The organism is Phormidesmis priestleyi ULC007 (assembly GCF_003003695.1).
Classification (GTDB): domain Bacteria; phylum Cyanobacteriota; class Cyanobacteriia; order Leptolyngbyales; family Leptolyngbyaceae; genus Phormidesmis_A; species Phormidesmis_A priestleyi_A.
This window is the reverse complement of the sequence record NZ_PVWG01000073.1, coordinates 1-15692: the sequence shown is the minus strand read 5'-3', so window position 1 is coordinate 15692 and position 15692 is coordinate 1. Positions and strand designations below refer to the sequence as shown.

At 48.2% G+C, this 15692-nt stretch carries 19 protein-coding genes and 1 tRNA gene; 7 read left to right on the top strand and 13 right to left on the bottom strand.

Annotated elements, in window-relative coordinates; all coding sequences use genetic code 11:
- Positions 1 to 117 precede the first annotated feature (117 nt).
- The 5 genes from C7B65_RS25655 (at position 118) to C7B65_RS25630 (ending at position 3771) form a co-directional block, all read left to right on the top strand.
- On the top strand, positions 118 to 501 hold the full coding sequence (locus tag C7B65_RS25655) for a hypothetical protein (protein WP_143162067.1): 384 nt from the start codon (positions 118 to 120) through the stop codon (positions 499 to 501).
- A 261-nt stretch (positions 502 to 762) separates the two neighbouring features.
- A complete protein-coding gene (locus C7B65_RS25645; protein ID WP_181314506.1) occupies positions 763 to 1368 on the top strand; it encodes a nitroreductase family protein in 606 nt (201 codons plus the stop codon).
- A gap of 28 nt (positions 1369 to 1396) precedes the next feature.
- A complete protein-coding gene (locus tag C7B65_RS25640) occupies positions 1397 to 1861 on the top strand; it encodes a rhodanese-like domain-containing protein (RefSeq protein WP_073072882.1) in 465 nt (154 codons plus the stop codon).
- Between the two features lie 5 nt (positions 1862 to 1866).
- A complete protein-coding gene (locus C7B65_RS25635) occupies positions 1867 to 3030 on the top strand; it encodes an acyltransferase family protein (RefSeq protein WP_073072884.1) in 1164 nt (387 codons plus the stop codon).
- Between the two features lie 9 nt (positions 3031 to 3039).
- The gene (locus C7B65_RS25630; protein ID WP_073072886.1) at positions 3040 to 3771 is read left to right on the top strand and encodes a TIGR04283 family arsenosugar biosynthesis glycosyltransferase; all 732 of its coding nucleotides are present in this window, start codon (positions 3040 to 3042) and stop codon (positions 3769 to 3771) included.
- A 13-nt stretch (positions 3772 to 3784) separates the two neighbouring features.
- On the opposite strand, the gene C7B65_RS25625 is transcribed toward C7B65_RS25630, so the two are convergent.
- The 3 genes from C7B65_RS25625 to C7B65_RS25615 form a co-directional block, all read right to left on the bottom strand.
- A complete protein-coding gene (locus C7B65_RS25625) occupies positions 3785 to 4330 on the bottom strand; it encodes a 2'-5' RNA ligase family protein (protein WP_219898742.1) in 546 nt (181 codons plus the stop codon).
- A 343-nt stretch (positions 4331 to 4673) separates the two neighbouring features.
- Positions 4674 to 5966 (bottom strand): hypothetical protein, encoded by a 1293-nt coding sequence (locus C7B65_RS25620; RefSeq protein ID WP_073072888.1) that lies wholly within the window; start codon positions 5964 to 5966, stop codon positions 4674 to 4676.
- Between the two features lie 105 nt (positions 5967 to 6071).
- Entirely contained in the window at positions 6072 to 7061 is a 990-nt protein-coding gene (locus C7B65_RS25615; protein WP_083583001.1) for a glycerophosphodiester phosphodiesterase family protein, read from the bottom strand.
- Positions 7062 to 7299: 238 nt separating this feature from the next.
- On the opposite strand from C7B65_RS25615, the gene C7B65_RS25610 reads away from it, so the two are divergent.
- Positions 7300 to 7617, top strand: a complete 318-nt coding sequence (locus C7B65_RS25610; RefSeq protein WP_073072890.1) for a hypothetical protein — start codon at positions 7300 to 7302, stop codon at positions 7615 to 7617.
- A 26-nt stretch (positions 7618 to 7643) separates the two neighbouring features.
- Here the strand turns inward: C7B65_RS25610 and C7B65_RS25605 are convergent, their stop codons facing one another.
- From C7B65_RS25605 to C7B65_RS25575, 7 genes are read right to left on the bottom strand one after another with little or no spacing between them, the layout of a single operon-like run.
- Positions 7644 to 8375, bottom strand: coding sequence for an ABC transporter ATP-binding protein (locus C7B65_RS25605; RefSeq protein WP_073072892.1), 732 nt, complete (start codon positions 8373 to 8375; stop codon positions 7644 to 7646).
- A 16-nt stretch (positions 8376 to 8391) separates the two neighbouring features.
- Positions 8392 to 8619, bottom strand: coding sequence for a ferredoxin family protein (locus tag C7B65_RS25600; protein ID WP_073072894.1), 228 nt, complete (start codon positions 8617 to 8619; stop codon positions 8392 to 8394).
- Positions 8620 to 8679: 60 nt separating this feature from the next.
- Positions 8680 to 9933 (bottom strand): ATP phosphoribosyltransferase regulatory subunit, encoded by a 1254-nt coding sequence (locus tag C7B65_RS25595; RefSeq protein WP_073072896.1) that lies wholly within the window; start codon positions 9931 to 9933, stop codon positions 8680 to 8682.
- Positions 9933 to 10892: a DnaJ domain-containing protein gene (locus tag C7B65_RS25590; protein WP_073072898.1), complete on the bottom strand. Its 960-nt coding sequence runs from the start codon at positions 10890 to 10892 to the stop codon at positions 9933 to 9935. Before C7B65_RS25590 ends, C7B65_RS25595 begins: the two co-directional genes overlap by 1 nt.
- A gap of 45 nt (positions 10893 to 10937) precedes the next feature.
- Positions 10938 to 11762: an inositol monophosphatase family protein gene (locus tag C7B65_RS25585; protein WP_073072900.1), complete on the bottom strand. Its 825-nt coding sequence runs from the start codon at positions 11760 to 11762 to the stop codon at positions 10938 to 10940.
- Between the two features lie 35 nt (positions 11763 to 11797).
- Positions 11798 to 12322, bottom strand: a complete 525-nt coding sequence (locus tag C7B65_RS25580) for a thermonuclease family protein (RefSeq protein ID WP_219898741.1) — start codon at positions 12320 to 12322, stop codon at positions 11798 to 11800.
- 22 nt (positions 12323 to 12344) lie between these two features.
- Positions 12345 to 12713: a 2Fe-2S iron-sulfur cluster-binding protein gene (locus tag C7B65_RS25575; protein ID WP_073072903.1), complete on the bottom strand. Its 369-nt coding sequence runs from the start codon at positions 12711 to 12713 to the stop codon at positions 12345 to 12347.
- An 87-nt stretch (positions 12714 to 12800) separates the two neighbouring features.
- Between C7B65_RS25575 and C7B65_RS25570 the strand changes: the two genes are divergently transcribed.
- Positions 12801 to 12887: transfer RNA gene (locus C7B65_RS25570), tRNA-Ser, on the top strand.
- A gap of 316 nt (positions 12888 to 13203) precedes the next feature.
- Here C7B65_RS25570 and C7B65_RS25565 read toward each other — a convergent pair.
- Genes C7B65_RS25565 through C7B65_RS25560 form a run of 3 tightly spaced genes read right to left on the bottom strand, consistent with a single transcriptional unit; the run spans position 13204 to position 15491 of the window.
- Positions 13204 to 14802 carry an FAD-dependent monooxygenase gene (locus tag C7B65_RS25565; RefSeq protein ID WP_073072905.1) on the bottom strand — a complete coding sequence of 533 codons (1599 nt, stop codon included), beginning with the start codon at positions 14800 to 14802 and terminating at the stop codon, positions 13204 to 13206.
- A gap of 24 nt (positions 14803 to 14826) precedes the next feature.
- Complete coding sequence (locus C7B65_RS28175; RefSeq protein ID WP_181314505.1) at positions 14827 to 15054, bottom strand: sigma-70 family RNA polymerase sigma factor family protein; 228 nt, start codon at positions 15052 to 15054, stop codon at positions 14827 to 14829.
- Complete coding sequence (locus C7B65_RS25560) at positions 14994 to 15491, bottom strand: sigma factor-like helix-turn-helix DNA-binding protein (protein WP_073072907.1); 498 nt, start codon at positions 15489 to 15491, stop codon at positions 14994 to 14996. The genes C7B65_RS28175 and C7B65_RS25560 overlap by 61 nt, the downstream gene beginning before the upstream one ends.
- Positions 15492 to 15692 lie beyond the last annotated feature (201 nt).

Genomic DNA, 15692 nt, shown 5'->3' with positions numbered 1-15692 from the left:
ATGAGCTAGGGTTTGAAATCATCGTCAAGCCCTTACCATTCTTGCCTTATTGAGACTGCTGCAAGATGTGAGTCAATGATGATTCAGTTTAAAGACTCATTAGAGGAGACAACTAAGATGAAATTGCTATCCAGCGAATATGTCACACTGGTTGAAGTGCTAGGGCGAACCCGATCGTTTGAGGAATTTTCAACGATCGCTCAGGCAGCGGTGCAACGGCTAGAGTCTGAAGGAGTCAGGGCACTCGTGAGCATCCAGTTCTATGCTAATCCTGACTCGATCGAGGTTGGCGCAATTCTGACCTTTGCCGATCGCGCTGCCATGATGCAGCACATCAACATGATTACGGCGTGGGAAGAATTCAAACAATTCTTCAGCAGTGTCAAGCCGATCGATGTGCGGGTCTATGGCAAATTGAGCGTCGAAGCAGAAGCATGGGTGCGGCAGTTCAACGTCGTAAGCAAAACGTTTGAGAATCATCTGACTGGGTTTGTTCGCTGAACTGTTCGCCAAACAAGCTAAATTTGGCGTTGCTGAATGCAAGTATGAATTGCCCTCCTCACGAAGTGGGGCTTCGCGGATTCATGCAGGAGGTCTAATGGAGGACAGCATGAGTTGGAAAATCGAAGAAGTACAACAACACTTTAACGATCTGATCCAAGCGGTTAATCAGAGAGGTCAGAACGATTTCTGAAAGTCATGATTGATTTCTCAGAGCAAATCAGATAAAAGTAAACGAGCAATGCTGTTAATCATAATTTGATGATCGATCCACTATCTACCACTCAATATTCGATCGAAGAGGTGCTGCGACAACGCTGGAGTCCGATCTCGTTCTCAAACCAAGCCGTGGAACCAGAAAAATTGCGGAGTATGTTAGAAGCGGCGCGATGGGCCGCTTCTTCCTACAATGAGCAGCCGTGGAGCTATATTGTGGCGACTCAAGACAATCCAGATGAGTTTAGTCGGCTCTTAAAGTGCCTTGCTGAGGGAAACCAAGTCTGGGCGAAGCATACCCCAGTGTTGATGCTCTCGGTGGCAAAACTAACCTTTGAACGCAACGGCGTAGAAAACCGTCACGCGTTTCACGATGTGGGTGCAGCCTCGGCCAATCTCGCGATCGAGGCAGCGGCCCAAGGGTTACTGATCCACCAAATGGCAGGATTTGATGTTCCTAAAGCTAAAGAGACTTACGGCATTCCTGAGGGCTATGATCCAGTTGCCGCGATTGCGCTAGGCTATCTCGGAGATCCACAAACCCTATCTGAAGCGTTGCAGCAGCGACAATCATCGCCGCGCACCCGCAAATCTCTAGACCAGTTTGTCTTTACGGGTCACTGGAATCAGACTTCATCGATCGTCGGCTAACCCTGTTTAGGAATTTGGTGAGTCAGAAATGGGTCGATCGCTGTCGTTTACTCTACTCAAATGGCTGATTCGCTGGCAGTTTCCGTCAGTGCTGCGAATGACAACGATGCAACTTGCTCAAGCACTAGACGAGTCTGCAACGCCTGCTCCTGTGCTTCTCGATGCCCGGAGTGAGGAAGAGTATGCAGTTAGCCATCTTGACCACGCTCAACTTATTACGCCTAGTTCTGATGCAACATTACCGGGATCTCTTGGAGAGATGGCAAAAGATACTCTGATCGTAGTTTATTGTTCCGTCGGATACCGAAGTGCAAAGGTTGCCCAACAGCTTGAGCAAGCTGGATTTCGGCAAGTTTTTAATCTAGAGGGTGGGCTGTTTGAATGGGCAAATGAAGGACGATCGATGGTGAAAGAGGGTCAACCTACGGCCCAAGTTCACCCTTATAATGCCACTTGGGGAAAGCTGTTAAACGATCGATCGGCACAGCGATAAAGATATTGAGCAGTAATCGTGAAAGACGCTATGACCTGGACTGGCTCAGAGTTTTGGCAGTGTTGCTCCTGATTTATTTTCACACTGCCGCCATTTTTTATAAAGGCGATCTAGGCGTGTTTTATGTCACGAATGCAGTCACAAGTCCAGCGATGGAAATTTTTATCTTGTTAGTGCATCAGTGGCACATGCCGCTTTTTTTCTTTTTATCAGGAGCCGCTACCTGGTTTTCTCTAGAGGCTAGAACTTCCAACCAGTATGTCAAAGAGCGATTTCAACGACTCTTTATCCCGTTTGTATTTGGTACGCTGGTTTTAGTTCCGATTCAGGTTTACTATCACGTACTGATGACTTCAGATGATCAAAAATCTTATTTTCAGTTTTATCCCCAGTTTTTTAATGGCATTCGTCCTAGTGGAAACTTTGAATGGGCGCACCTATGGTTTATTGTGTATTTATTTGTGTTTTCTCTAGTGGCTTTGCCCCTGTTTGTTTATTTGCAGCAACCTCCCGGACAGCGTTGGTGTGACTGGTTAGCGACAAAGCTCGATCGAGCGAACACAGTTTTCTATCCAGCACTGCTTCTAGCCATAATTGAAGCAACATTCCGCCCTAGATGGATCGGCTTTCAAAATCTTTATGACGATTGGGCAAATGTGTTACTTTATCTGTCTTATTTTGTTTATGGCTATATCTTTTGTAGCGATCGTCGATTTGGGCAACTCCTCGATCGTCAACGATATTGGGTGACTGGTGTCGCGATTGTCGGTATGGCAAGTTTGTTAGCGTTATGGCTTACCGATACCGCTCCCGATCGAGGTTACTCACCCGCTTATATGATCTATCAAGCATTTCGGGGCTTTAATTCCTGGTGCTGGGTGTTAATGGTATTGATTCTAGCGAGATCTCATCTGAACTTTAAAAGCCGTCTGCTGCAATATGCAAATGAAGCATCTTACCCATTTTATATTCTTCACCAAACTGTAGTCGTTGCTATTGGATTTTACGTAGTGCAGTGGAATGCTGGAGTGTTAGAGAAATTTATCGTCATCAGCACAGGAGCGCTCTTAGCAACGCTCGTAACCTATGAATTACTCATCAGAAGAATCAACATGACTCGATTTTTATTTGGGCTAAAGTCAATATCATTTCAACCTCAACTGAAATAACTTAGCAATATGGCTCGTGTTGCAATTATTATTCCAACTTTCAATGAAGCGGGCAATTTAGGACGATCGCTGCGTCATCTAAAAGGGCTAGACCCGCCTGCGTTTGAAGTGTGGGTGGTCGATGGCGGCAGTCAAGATGAGACTGTGGCGATCGCGCAGGCTGCCAGTGTGCAAATTCTTGAGTGCGATCGTAAAGGGCGTTCAGTGCAAATGAACGAAGGTGCAAAAGCTGCAAAGGCTGATATTCTTTGCTTTCTCCATGCGGATACTTGGGTGCCAGATGATTTGATCGCCGTGATTGAGCACACTTTAACAGACCCTAAAATTGCCTGCGGTGGATTTATTGCGTTAATGTCAGGTAAGCAAACGACTCGCTGGGGCATTTCGTTGCACAATTACTTAAAAACCTATTACGCGCCGCTCCTGTTTAAACCACACCTGTTCTTTAAAGGATTGCGCCTGTTGTTTGGCGATCAGGTGATGTTTTGTCGGCGATCGGACTTTTGGGAGTGTGGCGGTTTTGATGAAGCGCTCCCGATCATGGAAGACGGCGATTTGTGTCTTCGCTTAGTCAAAAAAGGACGAATTTATCAGGTTAATCGCGTGGTGCAAAGCTCCGATCGTCGAGTCGCCCGTTGGGGTAGCCTGAAAGCAACTGCGATCTACCTCTACATCGGCATTTTATGGGGACTTGGCGTTCCTGCTGCCTATCTCAAACGATTCTATGAAGACATCCGTTAATCGGCATTGGGTCTTATGATTTGAACTCAAATTCATCTGCCAACTCCCACGGGCCACCTCGATAGTGCCACAGCAATAACCCTTCTCCCGATCCCTCAATAGGTTGCCACACTTGAGAAAGCCGCTCATATAGACCGCGCGCTTCGTCAGATGTGACCTTGTTTTGAATCGTGACGTGCGGTCGATAGCCTTGCCTGTCTTGGGCGCTCAACCAACCACTCCAACCCTGCGCGAGTTGGTTTCGCACTTGGATTAATTTTGGACTCTCGATTTCTATGGCAACTCCTCCACCCAGCGATCGCAGCGTCGGAAAACGTACAGACAATCTTGAAGTCTGTTGGCAAAGGGTTTGAAGAGTCTGCCGAATCGCCAATTCCTGGTCGCCCGGAAGGGCGTGAAAGAGCGTCACATGTGCCGGAAGAAAGTTGCGCTTGGGTGGAAAGTGCTGCTGACGCAACAAATTGAGACTATCAAAAGCGATCGCGTCTAGCTTGAGCGTCAAGACGAGAGGCGAAGGAGTGGAGGGTGAATCGGGCGATCGAGAAGACAAAATCTGCACTCTATAAAATCTAAATTTAACGAACGAAACAAGACAACACTACTCCTTTAGGAGAGATTTTCTTCTTTGTCCTCACTCAAGTACAGAAATTCGGTAATGCTAGAACTTCTTCCCATTCTGAACTTACGTTTATAACATTTAGAGTTGCGTTTACATTCACATTTTTATTTGCGTCATCTTTAACTGCATCAAAAGATAATTCGTACCACATAAAAAGTTAGCCCTGATGTCGTAACCAGAGCTAACCAGAAGAGAGTATTCAGTATTGCTGACGTTTCCTGTGTTCGTGTCGGTAATTAGAAAGACCTCCTGAATAGGGTGTTTCAAAATACGTCAGCATAGTTCAACCCATAGAATCTAGTAATTGGAAAAACCTCTTGGGTGGGGCTTTCTCAACCACAACTTTCTTTGCTGGCTCCAGGATAAAGTAGCCGTCAACAGCAGATGATTCTGGAAGTGCTGTAATTTTCTGTTCAAATTTAGACGGGGTGAGTTCTTGAACCTTTAGGAGTTCGTACTGAGAGACGTATCCCTCAAATACTTGACTTCTAGCAATCAATTTTCTGATTGATGGAATGACCATTTGCTGCTCTTTTTTCAGTCCTATACCAATGTTTTTATTTAAGCCTCCATTTATCATAGGAAATACGCTTTTCGCGTACCAAAACTCGTCCATCTTGCCGCGTAATTCATCAATCCACAGGTAACCTTTAGAGTTTTCGTTCGCAAAATCTAACCACTCAACCAATTCAGAGACGGAAACAGAATTAACGTCAGAGACGGAATTAACGAAATCACTAGCTAAAAATCGTTCTGAGTGGTTTCCAATCAAAATTTCTCTAGCAATACGTCGTCCTTGCCCTTGCCAAATTTGATTTGCCTCTTGTGCTTCATGATGAGCAACCTCTAACATCCCTAGTTCAGCCGTGCAGCGAATCTGGGCGAGTGCAGTCAAAGCAAAATATTCTTCACACGCCATTGCTGTTTCGATCGTTGTCGCGTTCGCTAGCAGTTCTTGATAGCGCATATTGATTTCGGTCAGCGTTTGTCGAGCGTTGTGCAGAATGGTGTAGCGATGCTCGGTGGGCGTTTTGTCTAGCTTGAGTAAGGAGGCGATTGCGGCAAAGAGTTTAGCACGTTCGCTGCTTGCCAGAAACTGTTGAATCGCTTGAACGTCTTTTTGGATGTCTTTGAGCCTGCTGTCGATCGTGTTGAGCTTTTTGTTGATGGCAATAAAGCCAACACAACTCACTGCAAGCCCTAACCCGGACAGTACGGCGGTGCCTGTGGCAATTTGAAGAACCTGTTGAGTCGTTTGAGAAAGTGTTCCAACTTGTGTGGAGAGCGCCGCTACTTGATTAGAGACTTGAGCAATCTGAAGGGTGTTAGCTTGAGCAATATTTTTCAACTGAGACATCTGCACACTTGCGACGATGCCGGGAATGAAGTTGAGTCCTGGAATGAAGTTGAGAAATTGTGACCCCGCTGGAAGTAAGTGACGTACAATTTGCCCAGCATTTTCCGTACCACCTGCCCAACGGATGACACCGCCGTAGAGTTTGTATTGCCCAGCCACTAAACCCATTAGCACATCCGGCGGAATCAGCCGTGCTACTTCCCAGCCTGGAAATACCATTATCTTGTCCTCGGTTAATATTGAGTTCTGAGCAACACTTTGGCTACTCATAGCACTTAGTGTTCACTGTCCATCGCAATATCTAACCTGTAAAAATCCGATTTTTTAACGCAATCCTCGCTGTTGCAGAAGTTTGAGCAAAACATCAGGAAAATCGGTAATCAGACCATCCACGCCTAAAGCAATTAGTTGATCCATCGTTGCCGCATCATTGACCGTCCAGGGAATCACCGGAAAGCCCGCTTGCTGAATCTCTTGAGTGGATTGGATAAAATCTTTTGACTGAGGCAGCAGCGTCTCAAAGTTGGGAGAGTAGCGATCGATGAATTCTGCATTTTTGAGCAGTTCTGCCAGGTTGCCGCGATAGCGCCTAAAGTCTAACCCTGCCAAAAACGGGGAAGCGATTCCGGCTTGAGAGAGCAATGTGCCAGGTTTGCCTCGCTTTTGTCTGACCAGCGCAGCAGTTTGAATCTGAGAATCTATTTTCTTAACTGCCAGCAAAACGCGCCAATCAAACGACTGAACGGTGACGCGATCGAAGACTCCATAATCCCGTACCAGATTGACCACGCGCCGAGCAAACACATCGGGGCTAAAGGTGTCTCGCGATCGCAGCGGGTTGACCTTGCACTCGATCGTATAGCGCACCTGAGAGTCAGGAAAATGCTGCATCTGATGCTCAAACACTTGAGCCAGCGAGGGCATCTTTTCACCTGGCACAAGCTGCTGTTGAGGAAACTTCACTGGGTCGGGGTTGAGTGAGCCACAGTCAAAGCCCTGCACATCGGCAAAAGTCAGTTTGCGAATCAACAGTCGAGGATAGCGACGTACAGACTTGCCATTTGGGTGCAGACAAAGCGCTGAGGAGATTTCTGGATTGTGAGTGACGACTAGCACCCCATCTGCTGTCATGCCCACATCAAGCTCTAGCGAATCGACCCCCAAGCTCAACGCCAAATTAAAAGCAGGCAAGGTGTTTTCGGGTAATAGCCCACGCGCACCTCGATGCCCGATCGCTTCAAATGTTCGATCGGGTTTCTCAGTTGGCTTAATCAGTTTACTGCTATCAATTAATGGTTCGATCTGAATGACCATGTGACTCCTCCCTCCATTGTGTTCTCAGACTACCCAAGAAAGGTGAACTATACGTTAAGCCTTTGAAGTAAATGACAGCTTAAATTCAGCAAATTGCAAGTGTAGTGATCTGCAATACGTTCTCAACGAAGCTTCTCTTTCCAAAGAGAGAGACCTCGATCTGCGAGGGATGAGATGATAGATTTCGGAATTAAAATTTATCCCAATTCTTGAGCAAAGTTTAACTTGGCTCTGAAGAGTGAGTGAGTATGATGGCTGCAAACCTATTTACCAGGTCGAGCGATCGCTGCTGGTTTTGAGTGCCAAGTCTCGAAACTCTGACGATCGATGTCTAGCAAAAAATAGGCACCTTCAGAAAATCTCTAACCGTTACGCCTCCTCCCACAAAAGCACCATGAGCAACAAACCTGAAACTCAATTCCTTCCTCGTTCGGCAGAAGCCCCGACGACGCTTGACTCTCTAACTAGTTACGATCGGGCGTTTAATTTTGAACAGTGGGCACAGCAAGTCAGACCGCAGTTGATTGCCGCACTCAATAAACGCGGGACAAAATAGTCACGATCGAGTCGATCAGACTTGTTTTAATGCGCTTTGCCCGCTCCCAGATATAGTTCACCGACTTTGGGATTGTTGAGCAAATCAGCCCCACGCCCTTCAAACCGATCGCGCCCCGCTTCTAACACATAGCCTCGGTCTGCCATCTCTAGCGCTTTGCGGACATTTTGCTCGACGAGTACGATCGCCGTTCCGCTTTGATTGATCTGTTTGATCTGCTCAAAAACGCTGTTGACGAGAATGGGAGACAAGGCGGCTGAAGGCTCGTCTAATAAAAGCAAACTGGGTTGCAGCATCAATGCCTTGCCCATCGCTAACATTTGTCGCTCCCCGCCAGAAAGCGTCCCGGCTCGTTGGCGGCGGCGCTCTGCTAAACGAGGAAACTTAGCAAAAATCTCATCTTTGAGCGGCTGTAGTGAGACATCGCGAACAAACGCGCCCATTTCTAGGTTTTCTTCGACGGTTAAAGAAGGAAAGACATTGGAGATTTGAGGCACATAACACATGCCCTGGCGCACAATCTGGTCAGATTTTAGCCCTGCAATGCTCTCGCCCTTAAAATTAATTTTGCCCTGATTGGGTGTGAGCAACCCAAACACCGCTTTTGCTAGCGTCGATTTTCCGGCTCCGTTGGGGCCAATAATCGCCACCAACTCACCCGGATAGACCTTGATGCTGACTCCTTGCAAAATATTCAGGTCTTTGATGTAGCCAGCGTAGACATTTTCGACTTCTAGAAGCGGGGCAGGGTCATTCATAAGTCAGGTCAAAGGATTACTGAGGGGTGTTTTGCAATTCCGGTCGTTCTTCGGGCACGATCGCCCCTTCAACCGGGCAGACTTGCAGACAAATTCCACAGTCGATGCAGGTAGAGAAATCGATCCAATACCAATCGGTGCCCTTGGTGTTTTTGCTCGGGCCTTCGTGAATACAAGCGACTGGACAGGCATCGACGCAATCGGCGACCCCTTCACAGACATTGGTAACGATCGTATGAGACACAAGTTTTTTCCTACTAAATATTTGAGTGAAAGCATTCACTAAGAACACTTTCTATTATCGCTAAGTCAGGATTTCATCAACTGGCGAACCGTCCACATCCATCCAAACAATTTGGGCAATGCCGCGACGACGGGCATAGTCTCGGATGTCTTCTCGACTGGTGCCACTGAGATCTAACTCAACCTGCACTGGGTGAGCCGATTCTCGCAGTTTTTGGGCGTGGGCAAAGGCGATCGCGTGGGTCTGCGAAGTCTCTGACACCACTAACCAATCGCTAGCAGGAGTCTGGTGAGGCAGTTGCCCAGTGGGAATGAGCATCTGGTGCAGTTGCTCAATTTGCAGCGAGAAGCCGATGCCGGGAATGGGCTGCCCCTGGGGATGGAAAAGCCCTAAAAGCTGATCATATCGTCCGCCTTGCCCTAAAACTTTTTGCCCTGATGGGGTGTTGCTGGCGACTTCAAACACGATTCCGGTGTAGTAGTCGAAGGTGCGAATCAGGCTTAGATCCAGCACAATCGGGATCTCTACATCTCCCAGGCGTAAACTGAGGCTTTCTTGCAGCAGCTCGATCAAAGATTTGAGATTGTTGACTGCCTCTCGCTGACTATCATCTAGATTTAGACGGCTGACTCGTTGAATTACATCGGCGGGTTTGCCTCGCAGATCGAGCAGCAGCAACGCCCGATCGTGCAATTCTTCAGACAAAGGCAGCGATTCTAAAGACATCCGATCGAGCTTGGCGATCGCATATCGAACTTTATCGCGCAAATGGGCAGGGAAGGGAGAGAGCAGCGATCGCGTCAAGTCTGCTTCACCCAAAATCAAGCTCCAGGAGGCAGAAGAGTTTTTTAGCGGTTCCAGTCCTAAATTATGGAGACAGTCAATCAGCAGCAGCAAAATCTCGGCATCTGCCAACAACCCACCACCGCCGAGCAGCTCGACCCCAGCTTGATAAAACTCCTGTTGACCGCTATGACTGCCTTCTGGGGCACGGCGAAACACATTGGTATTGTAGTAGAGCCGTTGAGGATAAGTGGCACCCGCCATCCGAGTCACGGCAGTGCGCGCGATCGAGGCAGTCAATTCGGGACGCAACCCCAGCACTTCATCATCCAGATTATTGAGTTGAATCACGGTCGATCGCTGAATTGCGCCCCCTGCCATCAAGGTATCGAGCCGTTCTAACGTAGAAGTAATGATGCGGTGATAGCCCCAGCGCTGAAAAACCTGCTGAAGCCGATCTTCAATCCAGCATTTTTGAGCCACATCAAGGGGCAATAAGTCTCTAGCCCCGGCTGGAGGTTGGTAAACCATTATTTTTTCTTTCCACTAAATAAGCCGCCAAACAACCCGCCACCGTCAGGTTTATTGCGATCGGACTTGTTATTTGCAGGTTTAGAGCCAGATGCTTGAGAAGCAGTTTTATTCGCCTGTTGCTCTAGATATTTCTTGCCTTCTAGAGCGGTCGGGTCTTCTGGGTTCACGGTCAACGCCTTGTTGAAGTGAATCTTTGCCATCGTCGCCTGTTTTTGCTGCAAATACACCATTCCCATTAAGCTATGACAGCGGCAATGATTGGGGTCAATTTGCAGCGCGTCTCTCAGTTCTAAAGTGGCTTGAGCATAGTTGCCTTTCTTCATAAAGCCTTCTGCCCGACGATAATATTGCTCAAGTAGAGATTCTCGCTGCTCTTGGGCTGAGGGAGGAGTCGGCGTAGAACTGGGCGCAACGGTCGATGCTGGTGCTGCTGCCGTGTAAAGCGGTTTTTTGGGTTCACCGATCGTGCCCTCATTGGTGCCTTCTTTTCTCGCCAAATAGACTAAATTTAGCTCACTGATCTGGGCAATCAGTTCGAGAACTTGGTCGAGATGCTGATATTGACGATCGGCAAGGTCTTGCAAAGCAGTCCGATAAAAGTAGTCAAGATTGTTGGCAGTCAGCAATTGCTTGGCTAAACTCCCTAACACTTGCGTGTGGGTTTGGTGCCGCATCGCCCCCTGCCCTTTGAGCTTGAGCAAGACTGCGTGATCAGTGCGGCTGCGCTCTTGAGAAAGCTGTTCCCAGGCGGGGTTGACCATTTTTGAGAGAAATTGACCTGCAAGCTGACGATCGCGTTCGCCCTCCAATACTCCACTGTCGGGATGCAGACGACGGGCAATTTTCAAATAATTCTTGCGAATTTCCTTAACGTCTGCTTCGACCGACACCCCCAAAATTGAGTGATAGTCGGAGAAGTCTAACATGAACAGACCTCGTTCAATTTGAAAACTCATGGTACGCTAGTCTGCCTGAGTAAGCTCTTTATGATCAGTATCTGCTTATTTTATGGGATCTTCTGACTTTACCTGCACTAACTCTTGACTAAGACGATCGTGAATTTTAGAGTTTGTGGCTAAGAGCCGCCCCGACTGAAGGTTGAAGGGAGTGCGATCGTAGGCTGTGACGCTGCCTCCAGCTTCTTCAACCAGCACCACCCCGGCTGCCATATCCCAGATCGATAAGCCGCGCTCCCAATAGCCGTCAAATCGTCCACAGGCAACATAAGCCAGGTCAAGGGCGGCGGCTCCGTCTCGCCGAACGCCTTGAGTCAGATGAGTCAGATGAGCAAATTCGGCATAGTTAGTGTCGGGCGTTTGGTGACGATCGTAGGCAAACCCCGTCACCAGCAGACTTTTACTCAGTTCCGCAGTTTGAGACACCCGAATCGATCGCCGATTGCACGTTGCGCCTAACCCTTTTGCGGCTCTAAAAAGCTCTTGATGAATCGGGTTAAACACGGCTCCCACTTGAGGAATGCCATCAATCAGCAAACCGACAGACACGGCAACAAAGGGATATTGATGGGCATAGTTGGTCGTGCCGTCGAGCGGGTCGATCGCCCAAAGATATTCACCACCAAGGCGACCTAACTGTCCCGATTCTTCTGCCAAGATTGGGTGGTCAGGCACATGGCGACGCAAAACCTCCAAAACGGCAGCTTCTGCGGCTTTGTCTGCCTCGGTGACTAAATCGCCGGGGCGACCTTTTTCTTGAATATCTTCGAGCTTGCCCCAATAAATCTGCAAAACGGCTCCTGCTGCTAAAACCGCTTCGGTGGCGATGTCTAGAAAGATTTGAAGCTGTTGGGGAGAATGAGAAGACATGAATTTAAGCAATGGAGACGAGGAAAGTTTAACACTCACTCGCGAGTATCTGGTTCTCCTGGAAGTTGACGCATCGGATCTTGAGGATTCCAGATGCCCAATCCTAAAATTCTGGCGCGGTCTTGGGCACGACTGAGACGCAGTTCATATTTGGACTTTAGAGACTTAGAAACCGTTGTCAAAGCGTGTCCTTCGGCGACGAGTTTTTCATTTAACAGAATGCCGTTTGACCAAGCGTAAACCGATCGCTGTCCTTGGTCAGTGCGGGCATCTGACTCCAGCACCACCGACTGATTGCCGATCATTTGCTCTAGCTGAGTTTTAGCCGCGTTTCCCCAAGGCTTTTGAGCCAGACTTGGCACCGCGATTCCGGCAAGTCGAACCTGTTCGCTAATGTCTGGCTGTCCGGGAATGCCTGTAAGTTCAAGTTCTTGACCGCTCAAAACTTGTTGAACGGCAACCGCCTCTCCTTGTGGAGACGTTGCTCCTTGACAGCCCCATAACAGACCGAGAAAAATCGGCCAAACAATCAGCGATAACACTCTTTTCCAAATGTTCACGGCTAACCGTCTCATCTTGCTCCTATTCTTCGTCAAGCGGCAACCCCCGTTTAACTCGACCTTTGCCAAAATAGCGCCCAAATTGAAGTTCATATACTTCGTCTTCGTCTTGAGTTTCAACTTCTAGATCCGATCGGGCATAGCTGACACAGAGCAACGCATATCCCTGACGCTGCAATTCGACAGACAGCCCGATCGCTTCTGGCTGATAGAGTTCCCCCGATCGGACTCGAACGGCACAAGTGGTGCAAGCCCCATTCCGGCACGAAAATGGCAACTCAACACCCTGGTTTTCGGCGCTGTGGAGGATGTAGCGATCGTCGGGCACCCGAAAGGTGTGGTAGGTATTTTTTTGACGGTTATAAACGCGGATGGTATGAAACTGAGTCATAAATTCGCCAAGATTCTTGCTCCCTTTCCAGTATGTGACAATTCTGGTAATATAAGGAATCTGTGACTGGGAATACAGCACAGCCTTGGAGAGATGGCCGAGTGGTTGAAGGCGCAGCACTGGAAATGCTGTTTAGGGGTAACTTTAACGAGGGTTCGAATCCCTCTCTCTCCGTTCTAGAACCTAGATATGGCAAGACTTACAGGAGACCCTCGAAATTTCGGAGGTCTCTTTTTGGTCGATCGGTTAGGTGATTTTGGTTGATTGAACTGTTGCATCGGTGATCTGTCCCATCTCGGCGGGGCTGAAATCTAGCAGGACGAATCTCGGTCTTATATTTCTCGGAGTCAGCAGAAATAGCCCGTCAGAATACAGATCACCCGTTGCCGTAGTTCGGGCTAGAACAGCAATTCCGCCTGCTGCAAGGCTGATTTTAAGAAAACCTCCTTCAACTACATCAATTGCAGTGTGCTAAGGATTGTCTTCAGTGTCAGTAAATAAGCTTTGCATTCTCGTCCGCTATTTGCGAGTTTCCGACAACCTTCTTCAGATAGACCGTTAACTCGTTCAGCGTCATTTCTGTGGAAAGAAACCCAATATAGTTGTCCGGTCTTAATAACATGCTAAAAGGATGATTCACACCAAAGGCTTTTGCGACTTGCGGATCAAGCGGGATCGCGTTGAAATCAACAAATTCGGCATACTGGCTTTCAAGTTCCATTTCCAACGATCGAACCTCGCTTTGTTCATTCGAGAACATCAACCAATGAAACTTCGGTTGATGCAGTTTTTCATAGATGCTTTCGCCATCCACTCGAAAATACGGCATCCGGTCTCCGGCTTTGACCCTGAACTTTTTATCCGCTGTGTGTTGGCTGAGCGAACTGCGGCGATACTGAATCCCAATTTGCGACAACATCGGAAAAATGAACTGCTTAACCGCATCGAAACTGAGGATATATTGGGCGACAAATGGTAAAACGTTCAGGCGAAGAAAGGCGAGAAACCCTTCCGAGCCTGCGGCAATCTGAAACGCTCGATCGGTCGTTTGCAAAAGATGCTTGGCATTCTCTAACCGTTCTTCGCTGTAAGTTTCCAGAAGTTTTTTGTCTGCCTTGCCTTGCAGCACCAGCGCCAGTTTCCAAGCGAGATTGTAGCCGTCTTGAATTCCAGTGTTCATGCCTTGCGCTCCGACAGGCGAGTGAATATGTGCGGCATCGCCCGCCAGAAAGCATCTGCCTTTGGAGAAGCGACTGGCATGGCGCGTGTGGACTTTGTAAGTGGAAAACCATTCGACAGCGTGAACATTGAGGTCGAGGTTTGTTTCTTCCTGAATTCGGCGATCGATTTCTTCGTACAATACGTCGCCTTCGTCCTTTGCAAACGTTTCGGGGAATACACCGATAATGCGATAGCGCTGTTCGCCTTTGAGCGGAAAGAAAAGCACAAATGAATCTGCCGATAGACAAACGTGCAGCGCGTCGTGGCTCAGAGTCCAATCAACTTGGGCATCGGCGACATAAAACATCCGATCGAAGGTGCTTCCCTCAAACGTCAGTCCGAGCGTGTGTCTCGTTGGGCTTTTTGGGCCATCGCAACCGACGAGATATTGTGCCTCGATCGTTTGAGTTGCGCCCTCTGAAGTAATCACTTGCGCTGTCACGCCCGAATCGGTTTGCGAGAAACTTTGGAGTTCGGTTTGCCAGAGAATTTCTTTTCCATGACTTTGCAGATAGTTGTAAAGCAGTTTCTCGTTTTTGCTTTGCTCCAACATCAGCACATAGGGATAAGGACTTAACCCCGCTCCAATGTTTGACAAGTGCAGTTCGCCGCGCACGGTGCCACCGGACAGCAGACGCACTTTCCCAGCGATCGTGCCTTGTTCGACTGCTTTCTGTGCTAAGCCGATCTGCTCATAAATCTCGATCGTACGAGCATGAACGCCGATCGCCTTGGAATACGGTGTTATGCCTTCGTTCTGATCCATCACGACAAAATCAACGCCGTATCGAGCGAGTTGACAAGCGATCGAAAGCCCAGTCGGACCCGCCCCGATGATGACAACATTCGTTTTGATTGTAGTTTCCATGAGTTTAGATGAATGAATTCATCGTTAAACAAAAGATTGATGGGTCGCATCTTTGTTGAATTGCTTCAACTTTTCTGAATTCCGAATCGCGTAGATAGATTGAATATAGCCCTCCCTGATTTCAAACGTCATCACACCCTGGATACCATTTTCACCCCGAACGAGAATGCTAGGTTGTCCATTGATCTCAACTAAGTGAGCGCGATCGGTGGGCAGCCGTTGGCGCTGAATGGCAAACAGAAATCGAGCCACTTGCCTTGCGTCCAAGCGTCCATGAACTGCACAGTAATTTGCTCCTGCTGTTGATGGGAAACCGGAAAACGGGGGTGTCGAGTCGTGATGGGTTGGCGCGATCGCTTTAAAATCTGCCGACAGTTCTCAGCACTCTTGCCCACAATTTGAGCAATCTCAGGATAGTCATACTCAAACACCTCACGCAGCAGAAAGACGGCTCGTTCGATCGGCGATAACCGTTCCAACATGACTAAAAACGCCATTGAAAGCGAATCAGCTAACTCAACCTGCTCGGCTGGATCGCTGCAAAGGCGCGTGATCGTGGTCGCCAAGTAGTTTTTTGCAGATTGCATATGGGATTCTGAAATCAGGCTGCCCGTTTGACCCAAATTTTGCAGGTGCGACAGCTTGACATCCAACACAGTATCTCGCAGTTCCCCATCGGGTAATCGCACCCCTCAAAAATTCAGCATTCCAAAAAACTAAAAACTCTTGTAGAATACATCGCAGTGATGAAGTTGTGCCCCGAAGCCTGATTTAGCAGATCAGACTCCGAGGACTTCCATCCCTAGTTAGGACTAGTAACTCAGGAGGCGTTCATGATTGTACACCGTCAGCTTTGCTATGGGATCTTGAAAGGCTGGAATCAAGATCCT